The organism is Patulibacter ginsengiterrae, from assembly GCF_056269115.1.
Map to the genome: position 1 here is coordinate 17,082 of NZ_JBWDOG010000027.1, position 17,822 is coordinate 34,903.

Annotated in this window: 15 protein-coding genes and 1 riboswitch; of the genes, 9 read left to right on the forward strand and 6 right to left on the reverse strand. The window is 74.0% G+C overall.

The window, feature by feature from the left end; translation table 11 throughout:
- The first annotated feature begins 68 nt into the window (after window positions 1-68).
- Window positions 69-1,121, forward strand: a complete 1,053-nt coding sequence (locus ACVUH9_RS21370; RefSeq protein WP_475760717.1) for a DegT/DnrJ/EryC1/StrS family aminotransferase — start codon at window positions 69-71, stop codon at window positions 1,119-1,121.
- Window positions 1,118-2,053, forward strand: a complete 936-nt coding sequence (locus tag ACVUH9_RS21375; protein ID WP_475760719.1) for an NAD-dependent epimerase/dehydratase family protein — start codon at window positions 1,118-1,120, stop codon at window positions 2,051-2,053. Before ACVUH9_RS21370 ends, ACVUH9_RS21375 begins: the two co-directional genes overlap by 4 nt.
- Before the next feature lie 38 nt (window positions 2,054-2,091).
- Here ACVUH9_RS21375 and ACVUH9_RS21380 read toward each other — a convergent pair whose 3' ends face one another.
- Both ACVUH9_RS21380 and ACVUH9_RS21385 read right to left on the reverse strand, forming a co-directional pair.
- Entirely contained in the window at window positions 2,092-3,483 is a 1,392-nt protein-coding gene (locus tag ACVUH9_RS21380) for an aminotransferase class V-fold PLP-dependent enzyme (RefSeq protein ID WP_475760721.1), read from the reverse strand.
- Between the two features lie 32 nt (window positions 3,484-3,515).
- Window positions 3,516-3,639: riboswitch (SAM riboswitch) on the reverse strand.
- A 100-nt stretch (window positions 3,640-3,739) separates the two neighbouring features.
- The gene (locus ACVUH9_RS21385; protein ID WP_475760723.1) at window positions 3,740-4,459 is read right to left on the reverse strand and encodes a polysaccharide deacetylase family protein; all 720 of its coding nucleotides are present in this window, start codon (window positions 4,457-4,459) and stop codon (window positions 3,740-3,742) included.
- A 75-nt stretch (window positions 4,460-4,534) separates the two neighbouring features.
- Here ACVUH9_RS21385 and ACVUH9_RS21390 point away from each other — a divergent pair, with 75 nt between their 5' ends.
- Window positions 4,535-5,584: a DMT family transporter gene (locus ACVUH9_RS21390; RefSeq protein ID WP_475760725.1), complete on the forward strand. Its 1,050-nt coding sequence runs from the start codon at window positions 4,535-4,537 to the stop codon at window positions 5,582-5,584.
- Here ACVUH9_RS21390 and ACVUH9_RS21395 read toward each other — a convergent pair.
- Both ACVUH9_RS21395 and ACVUH9_RS21400 read right to left on the reverse strand, forming a co-directional pair.
- Entirely contained in the window at window positions 5,485-6,615 is a 1,131-nt protein-coding gene (locus ACVUH9_RS21395) for an MGDG synthase family glycosyltransferase (protein ID WP_475760727.1), read from the reverse strand. The two genes, ACVUH9_RS21390 and ACVUH9_RS21395, sit on opposite strands and share 100 nt — an antisense overlap.
- A 9-nt stretch (window positions 6,616-6,624) precedes the next feature.
- The gene (locus ACVUH9_RS21400; protein WP_475760729.1) at window positions 6,625-7,902 is read right to left on the reverse strand and encodes a M28 family peptidase; all 1,278 of its coding nucleotides are present in this window, start codon (window positions 7,900-7,902) and stop codon (window positions 6,625-6,627) included.
- A 470-nt stretch (window positions 7,903-8,372) separates the two neighbouring features.
- On the opposite strand from ACVUH9_RS21400, the gene ACVUH9_RS21405 reads away from it, so the two are divergent.
- From ACVUH9_RS21405 to ACVUH9_RS21430, 6 genes are all read left to right on the forward strand, one after another.
- Window positions 8,373-10,589: a methyl-accepting chemotaxis protein gene (locus ACVUH9_RS21405; protein WP_475760730.1), complete on the forward strand. Its 2,217-nt coding sequence runs from the start codon at window positions 8,373-8,375 to the stop codon at window positions 10,587-10,589.
- Window positions 10,590-10,707: 118 nt separating this feature from the next.
- Window positions 10,708-11,721, forward strand: a complete 1,014-nt coding sequence (locus ACVUH9_RS21410; RefSeq protein WP_475760732.1) for a D-alanyl-D-alanine carboxypeptidase family protein — start codon at window positions 10,708-10,710, stop codon at window positions 11,719-11,721.
- Window positions 11,722-11,802: 81 nt separating this feature from the next.
- Window positions 11,803-13,026: an MFS transporter gene (locus tag ACVUH9_RS21415; RefSeq protein WP_475760734.1), complete on the forward strand. Its 1,224-nt coding sequence runs from the start codon at window positions 11,803-11,805 to the stop codon at window positions 13,024-13,026.
- A gap of 230 nt (window positions 13,027-13,256) precedes the next feature.
- The gene (locus ACVUH9_RS21420; RefSeq protein ID WP_475760736.1) at window positions 13,257-13,463 is read left to right on the forward strand and encodes a type II toxin-antitoxin system VapB family antitoxin; all 207 of its coding nucleotides are present in this window, start codon (window positions 13,257-13,259) and stop codon (window positions 13,461-13,463) included.
- Window positions 13,460-13,858, forward strand: a complete 399-nt coding sequence (locus ACVUH9_RS21425; RefSeq protein ID WP_475760738.1) for a PIN domain-containing protein — start codon at window positions 13,460-13,462, stop codon at window positions 13,856-13,858. The genes ACVUH9_RS21420 and ACVUH9_RS21425 overlap by 4 nt, the downstream gene beginning before the upstream one ends.
- Before the next feature lie 83 nt (window positions 13,859-13,941).
- On the forward strand, window positions 13,942-15,240 hold the full coding sequence (locus tag ACVUH9_RS21430; RefSeq protein ID WP_475760740.1) for a uracil-xanthine permease family protein: 1,299 nt from the start codon (window positions 13,942-13,944) through the stop codon (window positions 15,238-15,240).
- Between the two features lie 13 nt (window positions 15,241-15,253).
- Here the strand turns inward: ACVUH9_RS21430 and ACVUH9_RS21435 are convergent, their stop codons facing one another.
- Window positions 15,254-16,630, reverse strand: a complete 1,377-nt coding sequence (locus ACVUH9_RS21435; RefSeq protein WP_475760742.1) for a fibro-slime domain-containing protein — start codon at window positions 16,628-16,630, stop codon at window positions 15,254-15,256.
- Window positions 16,631-16,750: 120 nt separating this feature from the next.
- Window positions 16,751-17,578 (reverse strand): SDR family NAD(P)-dependent oxidoreductase, encoded by an 828-nt coding sequence (locus ACVUH9_RS21440; RefSeq protein WP_475760744.1) that lies wholly within the window; start codon window positions 17,576-17,578, stop codon window positions 16,751-16,753.
- Window positions 17,579-17,822: the final 244 nt, after the last annotated feature.

Sequence of the window (17,822 nt, forward strand, 5' to 3'; positions counted from 1 at the left end):
CACGACGTAAGCTCCCCCTGAATACGTGCCCTCCTCAGTCCACCCGGCACGGGAAAGCAGCACACGGAATGCCAGAAGCTCCTACCGATGCGGTCGCCGAGCTGGGCCGCTTCGCGATCGGGTTCGACCCACGCGACCGGGCCCGACTCCATCAGCTCTGGGACGAGGTGATCGACTCCAACCGCTGGGCGGAGGGCGACCTCAACCGGCGCTTCGAGGAGGCCTGGGCCGCCAAGCACCCGGGGGCCGCGGGCGCCGTCGCGACCGGCAGCTGGAGCGGCGGTGCACTCGCCGCGCTCCGCTACGCCGGCGTCGGCCCCGGGGACACGGTCCTCTGCCCCTCGAACACGTTCATGGCAACGCCGCTGGCCGCGCTCCACCTCGGGGCGACGGTCGAGTTCGTCGACTGCAACCGCGAGGACCTCTGCCTCTCGTTCGAGGACTTCGAGCGCAAGGTCGCGCAGCACAAGCCGAAGGCGGCGTTCGTCGTCCACATCGGCGGGCACATCGCCTTCGACATCGAGCGGATCGCCGCCCTCTGCGAGGCCGAGGGGATCTTCCTGATCGAGGACTGCGCGCACGCCCACGGCGCGACCTGGAACGGCAAGGCGCCGGGCACCTGGGGCGACGCCGGCGTCAGCTCGTTCTACGCGACCAAGACCGTCTCGACCGGCGAGGGCGGCGTGCTCGTCTCCCGTCATCCCGAGCTGCTCGAGTTCGCACGGGCCTTCCGCAACTACGGCAAGCCCGAGCACCAGGTCGAGGGCTTGAACTTCCGGATGAGCGAGTTCACCGCCGCGATCGCGCTGACCCAGACCGAGCGGCTCGACGAGATCGTCGCCGGCAAGAACGCCGCCGCCCGCGAGTACCTCGACCCGCTCCACCCGGGCCGGCTCGAGCTGCCCGACGGGATGGTCTCCGGGCTCTACAAGTACATCGTCTTCGACCCGATCGAGAAGTCGACGGGCAAGGTCTACGACCAGCCGTGCCACCGGATCCTCGGCCACACGGTCGACCTCCCGAACAGCGACTGGGTCGGCGAGCACCACTGGTGCGTGCCGATCTACTACCGCCCCGAAGTCGTCCCCCAGAACCAGAACGTCCAGGAGCTGTCCCGATGAACAAGGTCCTCGTCACCGGTGGCTCCGGCTTCATCGGATCCCACGTCGTCGACAAGCTGATCGCCGCGGGGATGACCCCCCGGATCTTCGACATGGTCCCGTCGCCGTTCCACGCCGAGGGCTCCGTCGACACCTACCTCGGGGAGCTCGACGACCTCGCCGCGCTGACTGCCGCGATGGACGGCTGCGACGCCGTCCTGCACCTGGCGGCCGTCGCCGACGTCGGCCAGGTCGCGGTCGACCCGGTCTTCGCCGAGCGCGTCAACTCGCGGGGCACGCTGAACGTGCTCCAGGCCGCGCGCGAGGCCGGCGTCGACCGCGTCGTCTACGCCTCGACGATCTGGGTCTACGACGGCTGCGCCGCCGAGCAGGTCGACGAGGACAGCCCGCTCGGGCTGCCCAAGCACCTCTACACCGCGACCAAGATCGCCGGCGAGATGTACTGCCGCTCGTACTCCGAGCTGTTCGGGGTGACGACGACGATCCTGCGGTTCGGGATCCCCTACGGCCCGCGTGCCCGCCCGGCCGCGGTCGTCCCGCAGTTCGTGCGCAAGGCGCTGGCGGGCGATCCGCTGACGATCGCCGGCAAGGGCGACCAGACCCGCCGGTTCGTCTACGTCGAGGACCTCGCCGACGGCTGCGTCGCCGGGCTGCTGCCGCAGGCCGCCGACCGCGTCTACAACCTGGTCGGGGTCGAGGAGACGACGATCCTGGAGATCGCCGAGGTCGTCCGCGACCTGCTCGGCGACGTCGACATCGTGCACGTCGAAGGCCGCCCCGGCGACTTCAAGGGTGCCGTCGTCGACCACCGCCGGGCCGAGCAGGAGCTGGGCTGGACGGCGACTACCGGGTTCGCCGACGGCGTCGCCCGCTACCTCGAGTGGCACCAGGCCGACCAGGCCCGGCAGCCGAACCCGGTCGTCGAGGGCTGAACGCCGCCCCGACCACCCGGGGCGGCGGAGCCGGCCGCTCAGCCGGCGCCGCAGGGCGACGGCGCGACCAGCGCCGCCGACTGCAGCCCGGAGCCGGCCCACGCGACCTGGTCGCGGGTGTCGTGCTCCGGGGCCCAGCCGGTCGGCCCCTCGACGTAGCGGTGGCGCGGGCCCGCGTCGACCAGCTCGGTGAGCGCCGCGACCAGGCGGTCGGCGTTCTCCAGCTGCGAGCCGAGGCCGAAGCTGGCCCGCAGCGCGCCCTCCGGCAGGCCGAACCGCTCCAGCAGCGGGTGGGCGCAGAAGCGACCGTCGCGGACGCCGATCCCGTGCTCGGCCGAGAGGTAGGCGCCGACGTGGCCGGGGGCGTAGCCGTCGACGGTCAGCGCGACCACGCCGACCGCGTCGGCGCTGTCGCTCCAGATCCGCAGCGGGGTGATCGCCGACAGCCCGGCGATCCCCTCCAGGACCCGCTCCCGCAGCGCCCGCTCGTGGGCCTCGCGCGGGTCCACGCCGGCCGTGCCGACGAGCCCGTCGATCGTCTCGAAGGCGGCGGCGAGCGCGACCGCGCCGGACAGGTTCGGGGTGCCGGCCTCGTGCCGGCGCGGCCCGTCGGTCCAGCTGACCGCGTCGACGGTCACCTCGCGGACCGCCCCGCCACCCGCCAGGTACGGCTCGCCCGCGTCCAGCCAGTCGCCGCGACCGACGAGCACGCCGACCCCGTAGGGGGCGTAGAGCTTGTGCCCGGAGACCGCCAGGTAGTCGACGCCGAGCGCGGCGATCGCGACCGAGCGGTGCGGCGCCAGCTGGGCCGCGTCGACGAAGGTGCGGGCGCCGTGGGTCCGGGCCAGCGTGACGATCCGCTCGATCGGCAGCAGCTCGCCGGTCACGTTCGACGCGCCGGTGATCGCGACCAGCGCGGTCGGCCGGTCGGCCAGCGCCTGCTCGAGCCGCAGCAGGGTCTCCTCGATCGTCTCGGCGTGGGCGACGCAGCGGTGGCCGCCGGCCGTCCGCTGCCACGGCAGCAGGTTCGCGTGGTGCTCGACGTCGAGGGTGACGACGTCGCCCGCGTCGGCCGGCACGCAGCCCGCGAGCAGGTTGGTGGCGTCGGTCGTGTTGCGGGTGAAGATGACGTGGTCGTCGGTGCGGGCGCCGAGCGCCGCGCCGACCGTGGCCCGCGCCTGCTCGTAGAGGTTGCTGGAGATCTGCGACGGCAGACCGGCGCCGCGGTGGACGCTGCCGCTGAAGGGCAGGACGCAGGCCACGCGATCGGCCACGGCGGGCAGGGCGGGAGCGGTCGCGCCGTAGTCGAGGTTGGCGTAGCGGACGGTGCTGCCGTCGAGCAATGGGACGCGCAGGTCGCCGCCGATCACGGGGGTCAGCGGCTGCTCGGCGCAGGCGGGGTCCAGGACGGGCCTGTCGATGGTGCTCATGGGGGTCTCCGTGGGTCGGGACCCGCTCGACGGGTCCGCGCTTGCAGGCGCAGGACCCTGTGAGGGCCTGCGCGGCCTGGTCTTCACCCGGGGCACCCCACCGCGGTGGAGGGTTGCCGGCCAGCGAGCCGGGGCTTGTCGCTGGCACTCTTGACCGCGATCGATAGTAGCAAACCCGATCCGGTTCCCGGGTATCCAAATCGCGTGTACGGCGCACCGTTTTCGAGGTCGGGAACCCGGGTCGGAGGGGCGCGGGCTACCAGCGCGCCGGGACCGGAGCCGTCGTCAGGCCGGCCGCCGCGATCCGCTCGAGGACCGTCGGCAGCGCCGAAGCGGTCGCCCGCCACGAGTCCGGATCGCTGTAGTCGTCGGCGTCGTGGAGCAGCAGCACGTCGCCGGCGGTGAGGTCGCGGGCGACCTCGTCGGCGATGCTCGTCGCGGTCGCGTCGGCCCGCCAGTCGTGGCCCCAGCGACTCCACAGCAGCGGCCGCCAGCCGCGCCGGGCCAACTCGCCGGGGGTCGTCGGCGCGTAGATCCCGTAGGGCGCGCGGTGGACCGGCAGCAGCGCGTCGCCGGCGATCGCGGCGATCGTCGCGTGCGCGCGGTCGAGGTCGTCGCGGACCGCGCCCGGCGTCCGCCGCAGCAGCAGCCGGTGGCGGTCGCCGTGGATCGCGACCCGGTGCCCGGCGGCGACGATCTCGGCCAGCAGGCCACCGGTCCGCCGGACCTGCTCGCCGACGCAGAAGAAGGTCGCCGTGGCGCCGTGCTCGCGCAGCGCCTCGAGCACGGCCGGGGTCCCCTGCGGGTGGGGGCCGTCGTCGAAGGTCACCGCGACCGCCCCGGCCAGCGGCAGCCGCCGGGTCAGGCCGAGCGCCCCGGCCAGCGGCGGCAGCAGCGGGGCGAGCGCCGGCAGCGACCAGCCGACGCCGGCGGTGACCACGGCCGTGGAGGCGACGAGGGCGGGGACGGCGCGCACCCCGGGATCGTCGCACGCCCGGGGCCTCGCCAGGCCACGATGGCGGGGCGCCGGGCGGTGCGACATGCTGCGGTGGTGCCCTCGTCCGACGTCCTGCTCGGGCTGCTGTTCGCGGCGGCCGCCGCCGCCTGCTTCGACGGCGCGGTCGTCCTGCAGGCGACGGAGGCCCAGGCGGTCGACGACGAGCACGGCCTGCGCCCGTCGCTGATCACCCGCCTGGTCCGGCGCCCGAAGTGGCTGTTGGGCACGGCGATCGCCACGCTCGGCTGGCCGCTCCAGCTCGCCGCCTTCGCGCTCGCCCCGATCACGCTCGTCCAGCCGACGCTCGCGCTCGGGCTGGTCCTGCTGCTGGTGCTCGGCTCGCGGATCCTCGGCGAGCACGTGCCGCGCGCCTCGTGGATCGCCGCCGGCTGCGTGATGGTCGGAGTCGCCGTGCTGGCCGTGGTCGCCCCCGAGCGGACCGACGCGCTGCCCGACCGGACCCGGCTGATCGTGATCTCGGCGGTCCTGGTCGTGGTGATCGTCGCCCCCTTCGTGCGCGGGCAGGCCCGGTCCGGCGCCTGGCTGCTGATCGCCTCGGCCGGCTCCGCCTTCGCGCTCTCGGCGCTGACCGGCAAGCTGGTCGTGACCGAGCTCGAGCACGGCCGGCCGCTCGCCGCCCTCGCCTGGGCCGCGGCGACCGCGGCCGCCGCCGGGACCGGCTTCCTCGTCGACATGACCGCCCTCCAGCGGTTCCCCGCGACCCGCGTGGCCCCGCCGATGTTCGTGCTCGAGACCGCGATCCCGGTCGCCGTCGCCCCGGTCCTGCTGCACGAGAGCTGGGGTGACACGCCGGGTGGCGGGATCGTCGTCGTGCTCGCCCTGCTGCTGGTGCTGGCCGGGGGCGTCGGCCTCGGACGCTCGCACGCCGTGCTCGCGATCGAGCACCCCGAGGGGCCGGCCGGGCCGACCGGCGCCGACGGCCGTGAGCGCCCGGACGAGACCGTGACCGGGGACGGCGCCCGCCGCGGAGCGACCGACCCCGCTCAGGCGGCCGCGACCGGCAGCGGCGACGCGGCCCGCGCCGCGACCGATCCCGCCGCGAGCTCGACGATCAACTCGGCTGCCGAGCGCCGCGCGCCGTAGCCGAAGTCGGCGACCGGCCCGTCGGCCAGCGCCCCGCGGACCGCCTCCGCCAGGGCCCGGCGATCGGTCGCCACCCGCGCCAGTCCGAACCGCTCGAAGGCCGCGTTGTTGACGCGGATGTGGCCGACGCCCCAGCCGTAGGAGACGACCCGCGTCCCCCGGATCAGCGCCTCGAGCGCAGTCAGGCCGGCGGTCGAGTGCACGAGCACGTCGGCCGCCGCCATCAGGTCGGACATCCGCTCGGTGAAGCCCAGCGGCCGGACGCGGGGATCGTCCCCGAACGCGCCGGTGACCGCGGCGAGGACCTCCTCGTTGCGGCCGCAGAGGCAGACGACCGTCGCCGCCGGGATCGCCTCGACCACGGTCGCGACGGCGCCGCGCAGGTCGCCGATCCCCCAGCCGCCCCCGGACACGAGCACGACCGGCCCGTCCGCCGGCAGCCCGAGCGAGGCTCGCGCCGCCGCCGGGTCGACGGGACGGTCGAAGCCGGGATCGGTGAGGCCCCGGACGCTCTCCGTCCGGGCGTCGGGGCCGGCGATCGCGCGGACCTCGGCGACCGACTCCTCCTGGGTCAGCAGGTGCAGGTCGCAGCCGGGGTGGGCCCAGTAGCGGAGCGCGGCGAGGTCGGTGATCGCCGAGACCACGGGGACCGGCATCCGCCGCAGCCGCCGCAGCACCCCGAGCACGTGCGTGGCGAGCGGGTAGGTGGAGACGATCACGTCCGGACGGTGCTCGGCGACCGTCCGTCGCAGCCCGCGACCGGCGATCACCGGGGCCAGCGTCGTCCCGACCACCCGCAGCGGCGGGTTCATCGCCAGTGCGTACTGGACGTCGTAGAGCGCCGGCAGCTGGCCGAGGATCATCTCCGAGCCCTCGCGGACGAGCATCCGGGTCGCCGCGCCCGCGACCTGGAGGGTGTCGACGATCGTGACCTCGGCGCCGGGCACCAGCTCACGGATGCCGTCGGCGACCATCCGCGCGGGCAGCTCGTGGCCCTCGCCGATGTCGGCGCTGAAGATCAGCGTGCGCACGCCCGTCCCTCAGCGGCTGCTGTGGACGCCGGTCGCCGCCGCGTCGCCGGTCAGCTCACGCACGACCGCGGCGGCCAGCGCGACCGCCCGGCGGATCGTGGCGTAGTCGAGGTTCTCGGGCGTGTCGCTGCTGAGGTGGTAGTTCGTCATCGCCTTCGAGCGGTCGAACGAGACCAGGGTCGCCGTCGGGTAGCCCGCCCGGTTGGGGATCACCGCGTCGGTGCTCGAGCGCGCGCGCATCCCCCGCCGCAGGGCGATCCCCTCGCGCGCGGCGACCCGCGCGATCAGGTCCCGGAAGCTGCGCCAGTGGTAGTCCTCCATCACGATCGGCCCCTCGCCCTCGATCATCACCAGCTCGGGCGAGCCGATCGAGTCGAGGTTGAGGAACCAGGTCCGCTCGTGGTCGAGCTGGGGGAAGTAGCGCTCGGCGAAGCCGTAGATCCCGCCCTGGATGACCTCCTCCGCCCCGCACGAGACGAGCAGGACGCGGATCCCCTCGACCGGCTCGTCGCGCAACCGCTCGGCGACCCCGACCAGCGCGGCGACCGCGCTGAGGTTGTCGTTGGCGCCGGGGACGACCGGGCTGCGGGCGATGTCGCCGAAGGTGACGGCGCTGAGCGCGCTGAGGCCGAGCCCGGCCAGCGTCAGCGAGCGGCGCCGGAACCCGGCCCCGAGCGCGACCATCGTCGGCGCGCCGACGACCGGCCACCAGAGCGGCAGCGCGGTGTCGATCCGCTCGAAGACGCCGGGGACGACCTTCAGGATCCAGCGCTGGAAGCTCTGGTCGAAGACGGCACCGGTCGGGGCGGCGTCGTGGTGGGCGAGCAGGACGATCGTGCGCGAACCGTTCGGATCGCCGGCCTCGGCGACGACGTTCCAGGTCGGCGCGGCCGGCGAGGTCGCCCGCCGCAGCCAGCGCTTGCCGTTGGAGACGTCGTCGGCGATCGCCGCGGCGGCGAGCACGCCCCCGGCGATCGCCAGCGGGCGACCGCGACGGGTCAGGCCGGCGAGGCCGGCGACCGCGCCGAGCGCCGCGAGCTTCGAGATCAGCGGCGCGTAGCCGTCGTGGAAGGTCGTGTCCTCGACCCGGGCCGGGGCGCCCGCGGTCGTCAGGCGCTCGGCGATCCACTCGGCCGCCTCCCGCTCGGCGGGCGAGCCGGCCCGTCGCTCCAGCGGCGCCAGCCGCTCGACGACCGCCCGCAGCGTGCCCTCGACCTTGGCCGCCGCAGCCCGCTCGGCGTCGGCGGTGGTGGAGGCTGCGGAGGGGGTCTCGGGCGGCATGGCCATCTCTCGATCGGGACGAGCACCGTCACCGCGGGCCGTCACCGGTCCGCCGGACACGCTGCCCAGGGGTTGTGCTTCCGACCAGGATTGCAGGACGCCGGCCACGTTCGGGCTTCGCGGACGGACGGTCCCCGTGGCGACCGGCCGAGCGGGTCGATCGGGGCCCCGCTCAGGCCGCCGCATCGGCCGGTGAGGCCGGCGTCGCCAGCGCGGCCTGCCGCGCCCGCTCCGCCGCGCTGGCGGTCGACACCCCGGGAGCGCCAGTGCGGACGGAGCGCCGCCGGACCGTCGTCGCGGCTCGTGCCGACGGCGGCGAAGGCGAGCCGATCGGCCGGTCGACTCCGTCCACACGAAAACCGAACGAACGATAGGTCACGAGGTGGCTCCAGATCGAGACTGATCTGCCGATCACACCGGCGTTCCCCGTCCGTCCCCGACCCGCGACCGTGTGTCGCCGGAGTCCCCTTTCCTCCATGAAGAGCTTGCAGTTCCGTTCCCTGCGCACCAGGATGCTCGTCCTGCTGCTGCCCCCGATCGTGCTGGCGATCGCGGCCCTGACGATCCTGGCGATCGTGCAGGCCACCAGTCAAGAGCGCACGGCCCGGTTCGCCGAGATCAACCGGACCACCCAGGCCGAGGCGATGAACGTCGAGGCCCAGGTCGCCCGCAACCTGGCGACCTCACGGCAGCTCGCGACGACGATGGCCGGCTACACCGGCGGTGACCGCAAGCAGGCGATCGCGATCGTCCGCGAGACGATCGCGCGCAACGGGCAGCTCGTCGGCGCCTGGGCCGGGTTCGAGCCGAACGCCTTCGACGGCGCCGACAGCAAGCACCGCGGCGAGCCGGGCAGCGACGACAAGGGCCAGTTCGGCCCGTTCTGGAGCCGGCGCGACGACAAGCTGGCGCTCGAGGTCGTGGCCGGCGGCAGCTTCGGCGACGGCGCCTACTGGAACGTCCCCCGCGACACCCGCCGCGACGCGGTGATCGAGCCGTACCTCGACACCGACGGCAAGGTCCTCCTGACCAGCTACGCCTCGCCGATCCTCCGCAGCGGCAAGTTCATCGGCGCGACCACCGTCGACCGCTCGCTCGCCTCGCTCGACGGCTCGATCGCGAAGGTCCGGCTGCTGGAGTCCGGCTACGGCATGCTGGTCAGCCGCAAGGGCCTGTTCGTCTCCGCCCCGAACAAGCAGCTGATCGGACGCAGCACCCTCGGCAAGCTCGCCGAGAGCAAGGACAGCGCGGTCCTGCGGCGGCTCGAGAAGGACGTCGCCGCCGGGCGCTGGGGCCAGGCGGAGACGACCGATCCGTTCAGCGGCGAGGACGTGATGCTGACCTGGTCGCCGGTCCCGACCGGCAACTGGAGCTTCATCACCTCGACCCCGATGTCCGAGGTGCTGGCGCCGGTCGACCGCCTCCGCAACGCGCTCCTGGTCTCGGGCCTCGTGCTGCTGCTGCTGATCGGCGTCGCCGTGATCGCGCTCGCCCGCAAGATCGTGCGGCCGATCGCCGCCATGACCGAGGCCGCCGAGCAGGTCGCCGACGGTGACGTCGACGTGCACCTCGACGTCAGCTCGGACGACGAGATCGGCCGGATGGGCAAGGCCTTCGAGCGGATGGTCGAGTACCTCCGCGAGAAGGCGACCGCAGCGGAGCGGATCGCCGACGGCGACCTCACGGTCGAGGTCGAGCCGCGCTCCGAGCGCGACCTGCTCGGCCACGCCTTCCGCAAGCTGTCGGTCGACCTCCACGACATCGTCGGCCGGGTCACGGCCTCCGCCGCCAGCGTCTCGGCCGCCTCCGGCCAGATGGCGACCGCGTCGAGCGAGGCCGGGCGGGCGGTCGAGGAGATCGCCGCCGCGACCGGCGACGTCGCTCGCGGGGCCGAGCGGCAGGTGCAGATGGTCGAGCAGACCCGCGCCGCCGTCGAGCAGGCCGCCGAGGCCGCCGCCAACGGCGAGACCGCCGCCCAGCAGACCGCGGCCGCCGCCGGCAACGCCCGCGAGATCGCCGGCGAGGGCGTCAAGGCCGCGCACGAGGCGACCGACGCGATGCGGCTCGTCGCCGGGTCCTCGCAGGAGGTCGGCGAGGCGATGACCGCGCTCTCGGCCAAGTCCGAGCAGATCGGCGGGATCGTCGACACGATCACCGGGATCGCCCAGCAGACGAACCTGCTGGCGCTGAACGCCGCGATCGAGGCCGCCCGTGCCGGTGAGCAGGGCCGCGGGTTCGCGGTCGTCGCCGAGGAGGTCCGCAAGCTCGCCGAGGGCTCGCAGGGCGCCGCGTCGGAGATCTCCGGGCTGATCGACGAGATCCAGGGCGACACCGGCCGCGTCGCCGGGGTGATCGCACAGAGCGTCGAGCGCGCCAACGACGGCGTCGCCACGGTCGCCCAGACCCGCGCCGCCTTCGAGCGGATCGACGCGGCCGTCGGCGAGGTCAACGCCCGTGCCGAGGAGATCGCGGTCGCGACGGCCCGCGTCTCGGAGGAGACCGGACGCGCCACCGAGGAGATCGCCGGCGTCGCTGCGGTCGCCGAGGAGTCGTCGGCGTCGGCCGAGGAGGTCTCCGCCTCGACCGAGCAGACCAGCGCGTCGACCCAGCAGATCGCCGCGTCGGCGCAGGAGTTGGCCGGCACCGCCGACGAGCTCCAGCGGCTGGTCGGCGTCTTCCGCCTCGACCGCTGACCTCCACCCGCCGCTGCGCCTCCTGCCCCCACGAGCCACCGCCGGGCCACGCGCCCGGACGGTGGTCGCGGTGGTGCAGTGGCGTGGAGATCCGCTCGATGCTGCATCCTGTCTGTCCGTGAGGCGCGTGGCCCTACTCGCGAGCGCGGTCCTGCTCGGCGCGTTCGCGTCCGGCTGCGGGGCCGGCGTCGCCGTCAGCACCCCCGGCCTCGGCGACGCGGACGGAGCGACCCCCCGGCCCGCCGCGATGCCGCTGCAGGCCGAGAACGGCCCGCCGCCGGTGGCGCCGCTGGCCGTGCCCCTGAAGCTCCGGACCGCGACCAGCGCCGGCGTCGCTCCCCTGAGCGACCCGCTGTCGAAGCTGCCCAAGGCCGTCCGCAAGCCGCCGCGCGCCGGGATGGTGGCCGACCTCGACAGCGGCGCGATCCTCTGGTCGCGCGCGGCCCACCGCGACCTGCCGATCGCCAGCGTCACCAAGCTGATGACCGCGCTCGTGGTCGACGGCCACAGCACCCCGTCGGAGCGGGTCCGGATCAGCCGCGCCGCCGTCGCCGCCGAGGGCTCGCGGGTCGGGCTGCTGCCGCTGTACGAGAAGGTCCAGCTCGAGACGCTGCTCTACGGGCTGCTGCTGCCGTCGGGCAACGACGCCGCGATCGCGCTCGCCGAGCGGGTCGGTGGCAGCGTTCCGCGGTTCGTGGCGATGATGAACGCGCAGGCGCGGGCGCTCGGCCTCAGCTGCACCCGGTTCGGATCGCCGAACGGGTTCGAGGAGGTCAAGTTCCAGCGACAGGCGAGCAACCGCTCCTGCCCACACGACCTGGCGATCCTCGCGCGGGCCGTGCTCGACCAGCCGCGGCTGGCCAAGATCGTCCGCACCCGCGACGCGGTCCGGCCGTTCCCGATCAAGGGCGGCAAGCTCTACCTGCACAACCACAACCCGCTGCTGCGCGACGGGTACCCGGGCACGCTCGGCCTCAAGACCGGCTACACCGACGCCGCGGGCAAGACCTTCGTCGGGGCGGCCGAGCGCGGCGGCCACCGGCTGGTGGTCGTGCTGCTGCACTCGCCGGACATGGGCAAGCAGGCGGCCGCGCTGTTGGACAGCGGCTTCCGCGCGCTCGGCGTGACCTGATCCCGCGGCGCGACCCCGCGAAGGTCCGCTCTGCGACCACATGCACACAGGTAGTTGCTCGCGGGCTGCAACTATGGATCGGTGCCGTCGCGTCCAACCCATCGGATCGACCGGCGCCTCGTCCTGCTGCTGGCCGTCACCTGCGGAACCGCGGTCGCGAACCTCTACTACGCCCAGCCGCTGCTGAACACGATCGCGACGGCGCTCGGGGTCAGCGAGGGCACCGCCGGCCTGCTCGTCACCGCCAGCCAGGTCGGCTACGTGCTCGGGCTGGCCCTGCTCGTCCCGCTCGGCGACCTGCTCGAGCGCCGGCGACTGATCGTCGGACTGCTGGTGCTGGCCGCGATCGGGCAGCTGGCCAGCGCGATCGCCCCGAGCTTCGCCGTGCTGGCCGCCGCCCTGCTCGTGGTCGGCGTCGCCTCCGCCGTCGCCCAGATCGTCGTCCCGCTGGCCTCCGCGCTGGCCGCCGACGACGAGCGTGGCGCGGTCGTCGGGACCGTGATGAGCGGGCTCCTGATCGGGATCCTGCTCGCCCGCACGCTCAGCGGCCTGCTCGCCGAGATCGGCGGCTGGCGGTTCGTCTTCGCCGTGGCGGCGGTCGCCCTGCTCGCCCTGGCGGCGGTCCTCCAGCGGTCGCTGCCGGTCGTCGCCCCGACCACGAACGTGCGCTACCCGGTGCTGCTGCGCTCGGTCCTGCACCTGATCGGCGAGGAGCGCGTGCTGCGCGAGCGGATGCTGCTCGGGGCGACCGCCATGGCCGGGTTCAGCGTGCTCTGGACGTCGGCCGCCTTCCTGCTCGGCGGCGCCCCCTACCACTACGGCGACGGCGTGATCGGCCTGTTCGGCCTGGCCGGGCTCGCGGGAGCGCTGATGGCCCCGATCGCCGGACGGCTCGCCGACCGCGGCCGCGGGCGGCTGGCCTCCACGATCGGCCTCGTCGCGTTGCCGATCAGCTGGCTCCTGCTCGACCTCGGCGGCTCGTCGCTGGTGGCCCTGCTCGTGGGGATCGTGATCCTCGACTTCGCGGTCCAGGCGATCCAGATCGCCAATCAGAGCACGATCTACGCGCTCCGCCCCGACGCGCGCAGCCGGATCACGACCGCCTACATGGTCGCCTACTTCGGGGGTGCGGTCTCCGGCTCGATCGGCTCGTCGCTGGCCTACAGCGCCGGCGGCTGGCACGCCGCCTGCGGGCTCGGGATCGTGGTCGCGCTGGTCGGCCTGGCCGCCTGGGTCGTCTTCACCCGGCGCGCCGCGGTGGACTCTCCCGAGCCGACCCGCGCAAAGGCCGCGGCCGGCGCCTGAGTGGGGTTGGGCGCGGACCCACGGGGGCCGACGCGGGCTCACGGGAGCCGGTGCGGGCCGTTCTGGCCGAGCTTTGCCACCACTACGGTGGTCAACCTCGACGAGAACGCCTTCGGCGCTGGAGCGGCCTGTCTCACCCCGCCGGGCCGCTCCGAATCGTTGCCGAACCGGCACGGAATCGGCACACTAGGTATGCCACTCGTGACGATTTGAGGCATACCATGGCCAAGATGCACCGGACCTCGCTCTTCCTCGACCCGGACGTGGTCGCAGCTGCCCAGCGGGCGCTCGGTACGACGACCGCCGCCGAGACCGTCCGGCGCGCGCTCGACGAGGTCAACGCCCGGGAGGCACGCCGCGGGGTCCGCGAGCTCGAGCTCGACCTCACGCTCGACGACCTCCGCCGCCTGCGCGGACGGACCGACGAGCGCCCGTGAGGCAGCTCGCGGACACCTCCGTCTGGATCGTCGCCTTCCGGCAGCGGGACCAGCGGTTCTTCGCCGCGGTCGAGGACGGCGACGTGGCCGTCTGCCCGCCGGTCGCCATCGAGCTGCTGACCGGCGCCCCGAACCCGCGCGTGCTCCGGGCCTGGCGCGACGTCCTCGCCGCGTCGCCGCGGGTCCCGCTCGACGCCGTGATCAGCGACCGCGCCGAGGAGGTCGTCGCGCTGCTCGCCGAGCGAGACGGCGGCCGCCACCGCTCGGTTCCAGCGGCAGATCTGCTGATCGCCGCCTGCGCCGAGCGTGCCGGGCTGCCGTTGCTGCACGCCGACGGGCATTTCGCCGAGATCGCCGCCGTCACCGGCCAGCCCCACCGGCGGGTCAGCGCCTGAGCCCGGAGCGGGCCGCGCTCCGGCGCGCGCAGCCGTCAGGATTCCCGCCGCCCCCCATCGTCGTCGGACCCGAGGAGTACCCCATGGCCGGATCGTTGCTGCACAGGACCTGGAAGCTGCACGGGGACGGACGCTCGGTCCAACCCGGGCGGGTCGTCCGCCCCGACGAGCGGCTACGCACGCCGAACATGCTCGGGCTCGGGCTCCAGCACGTGCTGGCGATGTTCGGGTCGTGCGCCCTGGTCCCCGTCCTGACCGGCTTCCCGGTCTCGACCACGATCCTGTTCTCGGGCATCGGGACGTTGATCTTCGTGGTCGTCACCCGCAACCGGATCCCGTCCTACACCGGGTCGAGCTTCGCCTTCATCGCGCCGGTGATCGCGGCCAAGGCGGACGGCGGAATCTCCGCGGCGCTCGGCGGGATCGTCGTCGCCGGCGTCGCCGTCTTCCTCGTCGGCCTGATCATCGACCGGGTCGGGCCGAAGCCGATCGAGTGGCTGCTGCCGCCGGTCGTGACCGGCGCGATCGTCGCCTTGATCGGCCTCAACCTCGCCCCCGTGGCCAAGGACCAGTTCTCCCAGCAGGCCGGGATCGCGATCGTGACCCTGGTCGCCGTGGTCCTGATCGGCGTCGCCCTCAAGGGCTTCGTCTCCAGCCTCTCGGTCTTCCTCGGCGTCACGGTCGGCTACGTCTTCGCCGCGCTCACCGGCCACGTCGACTGGTCCGGCGTCCACGACGCCGCCTGGATCGGGCTGCCGGACTTCGCCACCCCGACCTTCGAGTGGCACGCGATCCTGCTGATCGTGCCGGCGGTGCTGCTCGTCCTGCTGGCCGAGAACGCCGGCCACGTCAAGACCGTCGGCGTGATGACCGAGCGCGACCTCGACGGCGACATCGGCCGCTCGTTCATGGGCGACGGCCTCGCCACCACCGTCTCCGGCATGTTCGGCGGCTCGGCGACGACGACCTACGGCGAGAACATCGGCGTGATGGGCCTGACCCGCGTCTACTCGACGCTCGCCTACGTGATCGCCGGCCTGTTCGCGATCGCCCTCGGCCTGCTGCCGAAGTTCGGGGCGGTCATCGCCGCGATCCCGATCGGCGTGCTCGGCGGGGCGGTGACCGTCCTCTTCGGCCTGATCGCCGTGCTCGGTGCGCAGGTCTGGATCGACGCCAAGGTCGACTTCCGCGACCCCGTCAACCTGATCACCGCCGCGATCGCCCTGATCGTCGGGGCGGGCAACTACACGCTCAACTGGGGCGACTACAGCTTCGCCGGGATCGCCCTCGGCAGCATCGCCGCGATCGTGACCTACCGGGTGCTGCGAGCCGTCCGCCGCGACGGCGCCGTACCGCCGCTCGTCGGGCCGGCCGGGGACTGAGGGAGCGCGCCGGCTAGCGGCAGACGCGGTAGCGGATCGTCTTGCGGGTGACGGCCCCGCTGCGGCTGACGACGCGGGTCTTGACGGTGTAGAGGCCGGCCGGACGCCGCCGCAGGTCGACGGTCGCCGTGAAGGCGCGGCGGCCGTTGCGGCGCGCCGTGCCCCGGCTGCCGCCGACGTGGATCGTCGCCGAGCGCAGGACCCGACGGCGCGTATCGCGCAGGCTGAGGTTGAAGCGCTCGCGACGGAGGCAGCGGTACGCCTCCAGCGGCGAGGGCTCCACGGGCGGGGTGACCTTCGGCGGCACCGGGGGCGGATCGACGACCGGCGGGGTCGGCGGCGGCGGAAGCGGCGGGTCGACCGGCGGCTCGGGCGTCACCGGCGGCACCGCCACCACGACGCCAGCGGAGTCCGCCGCCGTCGTCGTCCGCGGCCCGCTCCCACTCACGCGACAGGTCAGCCGCCGTCCGGCGTCGATCGCGGCGACCCGGTGCTCGGCCGCGGTTCCGCCGAGGATCTCGGTGTCCCCGCGGAACCAGGTGAAGCTCAGCTTGATCCCCTCGGGCCAGGTGCCGGTCGCGCAGGTGAGCGTGTCGCCGACCGCGGCCGCGGTCGGGATCGACGGCTGGCCGGGGACGATCCCCAGCCGCGGCACGGTCAGCTGGTACGAGGAGCCGGTCGTGTGCCGCTCGGCCTGGAAGATGTCGAGCGCGTACGTCCGCCCCTCCGTCAGTCCGAGCTCGTCGAGCACGACCGTGCCGGCCGCGGCGCCGTGGGTGCCGCCCAGGTCGAGGGCCAGCCGACCGTCGACGAAGACCCAGATGTCGTCGTCGCCGAGCAGGTCGATCCGGCCGCCGCTGCGGTAGGTGACGTCGCTGTGGAGCTCGGTGGTGAAGGAGAAGTTGCGCGGCGTCCCGCCACCGTCGTTGCGCGTCGGCTCCTGCCCGAGCGCCACGAAGCCCGCCGCGTCGAGCGGGAAGAAGCTCGGGATCGTGAACGCGTAGCGCCCGTCGCCCCGGAGTCCCAGGCCGAGGTTCAGCGGGAAGTCGAGGTTGACCCCCGGGGTGTCGCGGTACCACTGGTCGAACGCGGCCTGGCCGTGGGTCGACGCCGAGGGCCGCCCGTTCTTCGCGTAGACCGGCAGCCTGTCGGGGCCGAGCTGGCTCTCGACGATCCCCTTCTCGCTGCCGCCGCTGTTCTCGAAGTCGATGTGCCCGCGCGGCAGTCCCGACTGGGGCAGGGCCGGGAGGTCGTAGCCGCGGAAGTCACGGACCGTTCCGGTGATCGGGATCCGCGTTGGCGGCTCGGCCGCCACCGCCGCTGCGGCCTCGACGACAGACAGCGCAGCAAGTGCTGCGAAGACCGAGCCGCTCAGGAGGACACGCCGCATCCTCCCCATCATTCCAGCCCTCGGCGGACGGAACGCCGGTCCTTGGCCAAACGTTTCGGGGACCGGCCCCGGAGCGGGGCTCCGGGGCCGTCCGCCGGGTGCTCCGCGCGGGTCATCGACTCACCGCCGCAACAGCGGCTCCAGGCGGCGGATCACGTTGAAATAGCTGACCGGAGCGATCCGGGCCAGCAGCGAGGTGGCGACCGCATCCGGGCCGATCAGGATCCGGTCGCGACCGCGCTCGATCCCGCGGTGGATGATCTCCGCCGCCTTGTCCGGCGACGTCTTGGCGACCTTGCGGAAGTCGCGCTGGAGGGCGCCGTGGTCGGTGTTGCCCTTGTCGTCGACGTGGAAGCGGGCGTTGTCGACGATGTGGGTGTTGACGCCACCCGGATGGACGGTGATCGCCCGGACGTCGGTGCCGTGCAGCTCGTGACGGAGCGACTCGGTGAAGCCGCGGACGGCGAACTTCGACGCGTTGTAGGCGCTCTGCGTCGGCCAGGCGATGATCCCGAAGATGCTCGAGACGTTGACGATCGCCCCGAAGCCCTGACGCTGGAAGATCGGCAGGAAGGCACGGGTGCCGTGGACGACGCCCCAGAAGTTGACGTCCATCACCCACTCGTCGTCCTCGGGCGAGGCGTCGGCGACGGTCTGCGAGACGGTCACCCCGGCGTTGTTGACGACGAGCCCGATCGGCGCCGGAGCCCACTCCGCGACGTCCGCAGCGAAGGCCATCTGCGCCTGCCGGTCGCGGACGTCGAGCTTGCGGTGCAGCACCGGCCCACTGAGCGAGGCGACCGTCTCGGCCAGCCCGTCGTCGTCCCAGTCGCAGATCGCGACCGGGCAGCCGGCGGCGGACAGCCGACGCGCGAGCGCCTGGCCGATGCCGGAGCCCGCTCCGGTGATGACCGCCGTGCGGCCGATGACGGTGATCGGTGAGGACATTCCCGCATCCTACGGATGCGTAGGAAGGGATGTCGGGTCGGTGTACGCGGGGGGGGTCGGTGTGGGGCGGCGGCGCGGGGCGGCGGGCTCGCGGGTGGCGAGCGGCCGGCGGCGGGGTCGGGGGCGCGGCGGTGAGCGGGGCGGCCGGCGGCGCTCCGAGCACGTCGGCGGCCGCACCGGGGCGGAAGCGCACCCCGAGCGTGACCTCCAGCGTCGGCGTGGCCCGCACCGGCCCGGTGTCCGG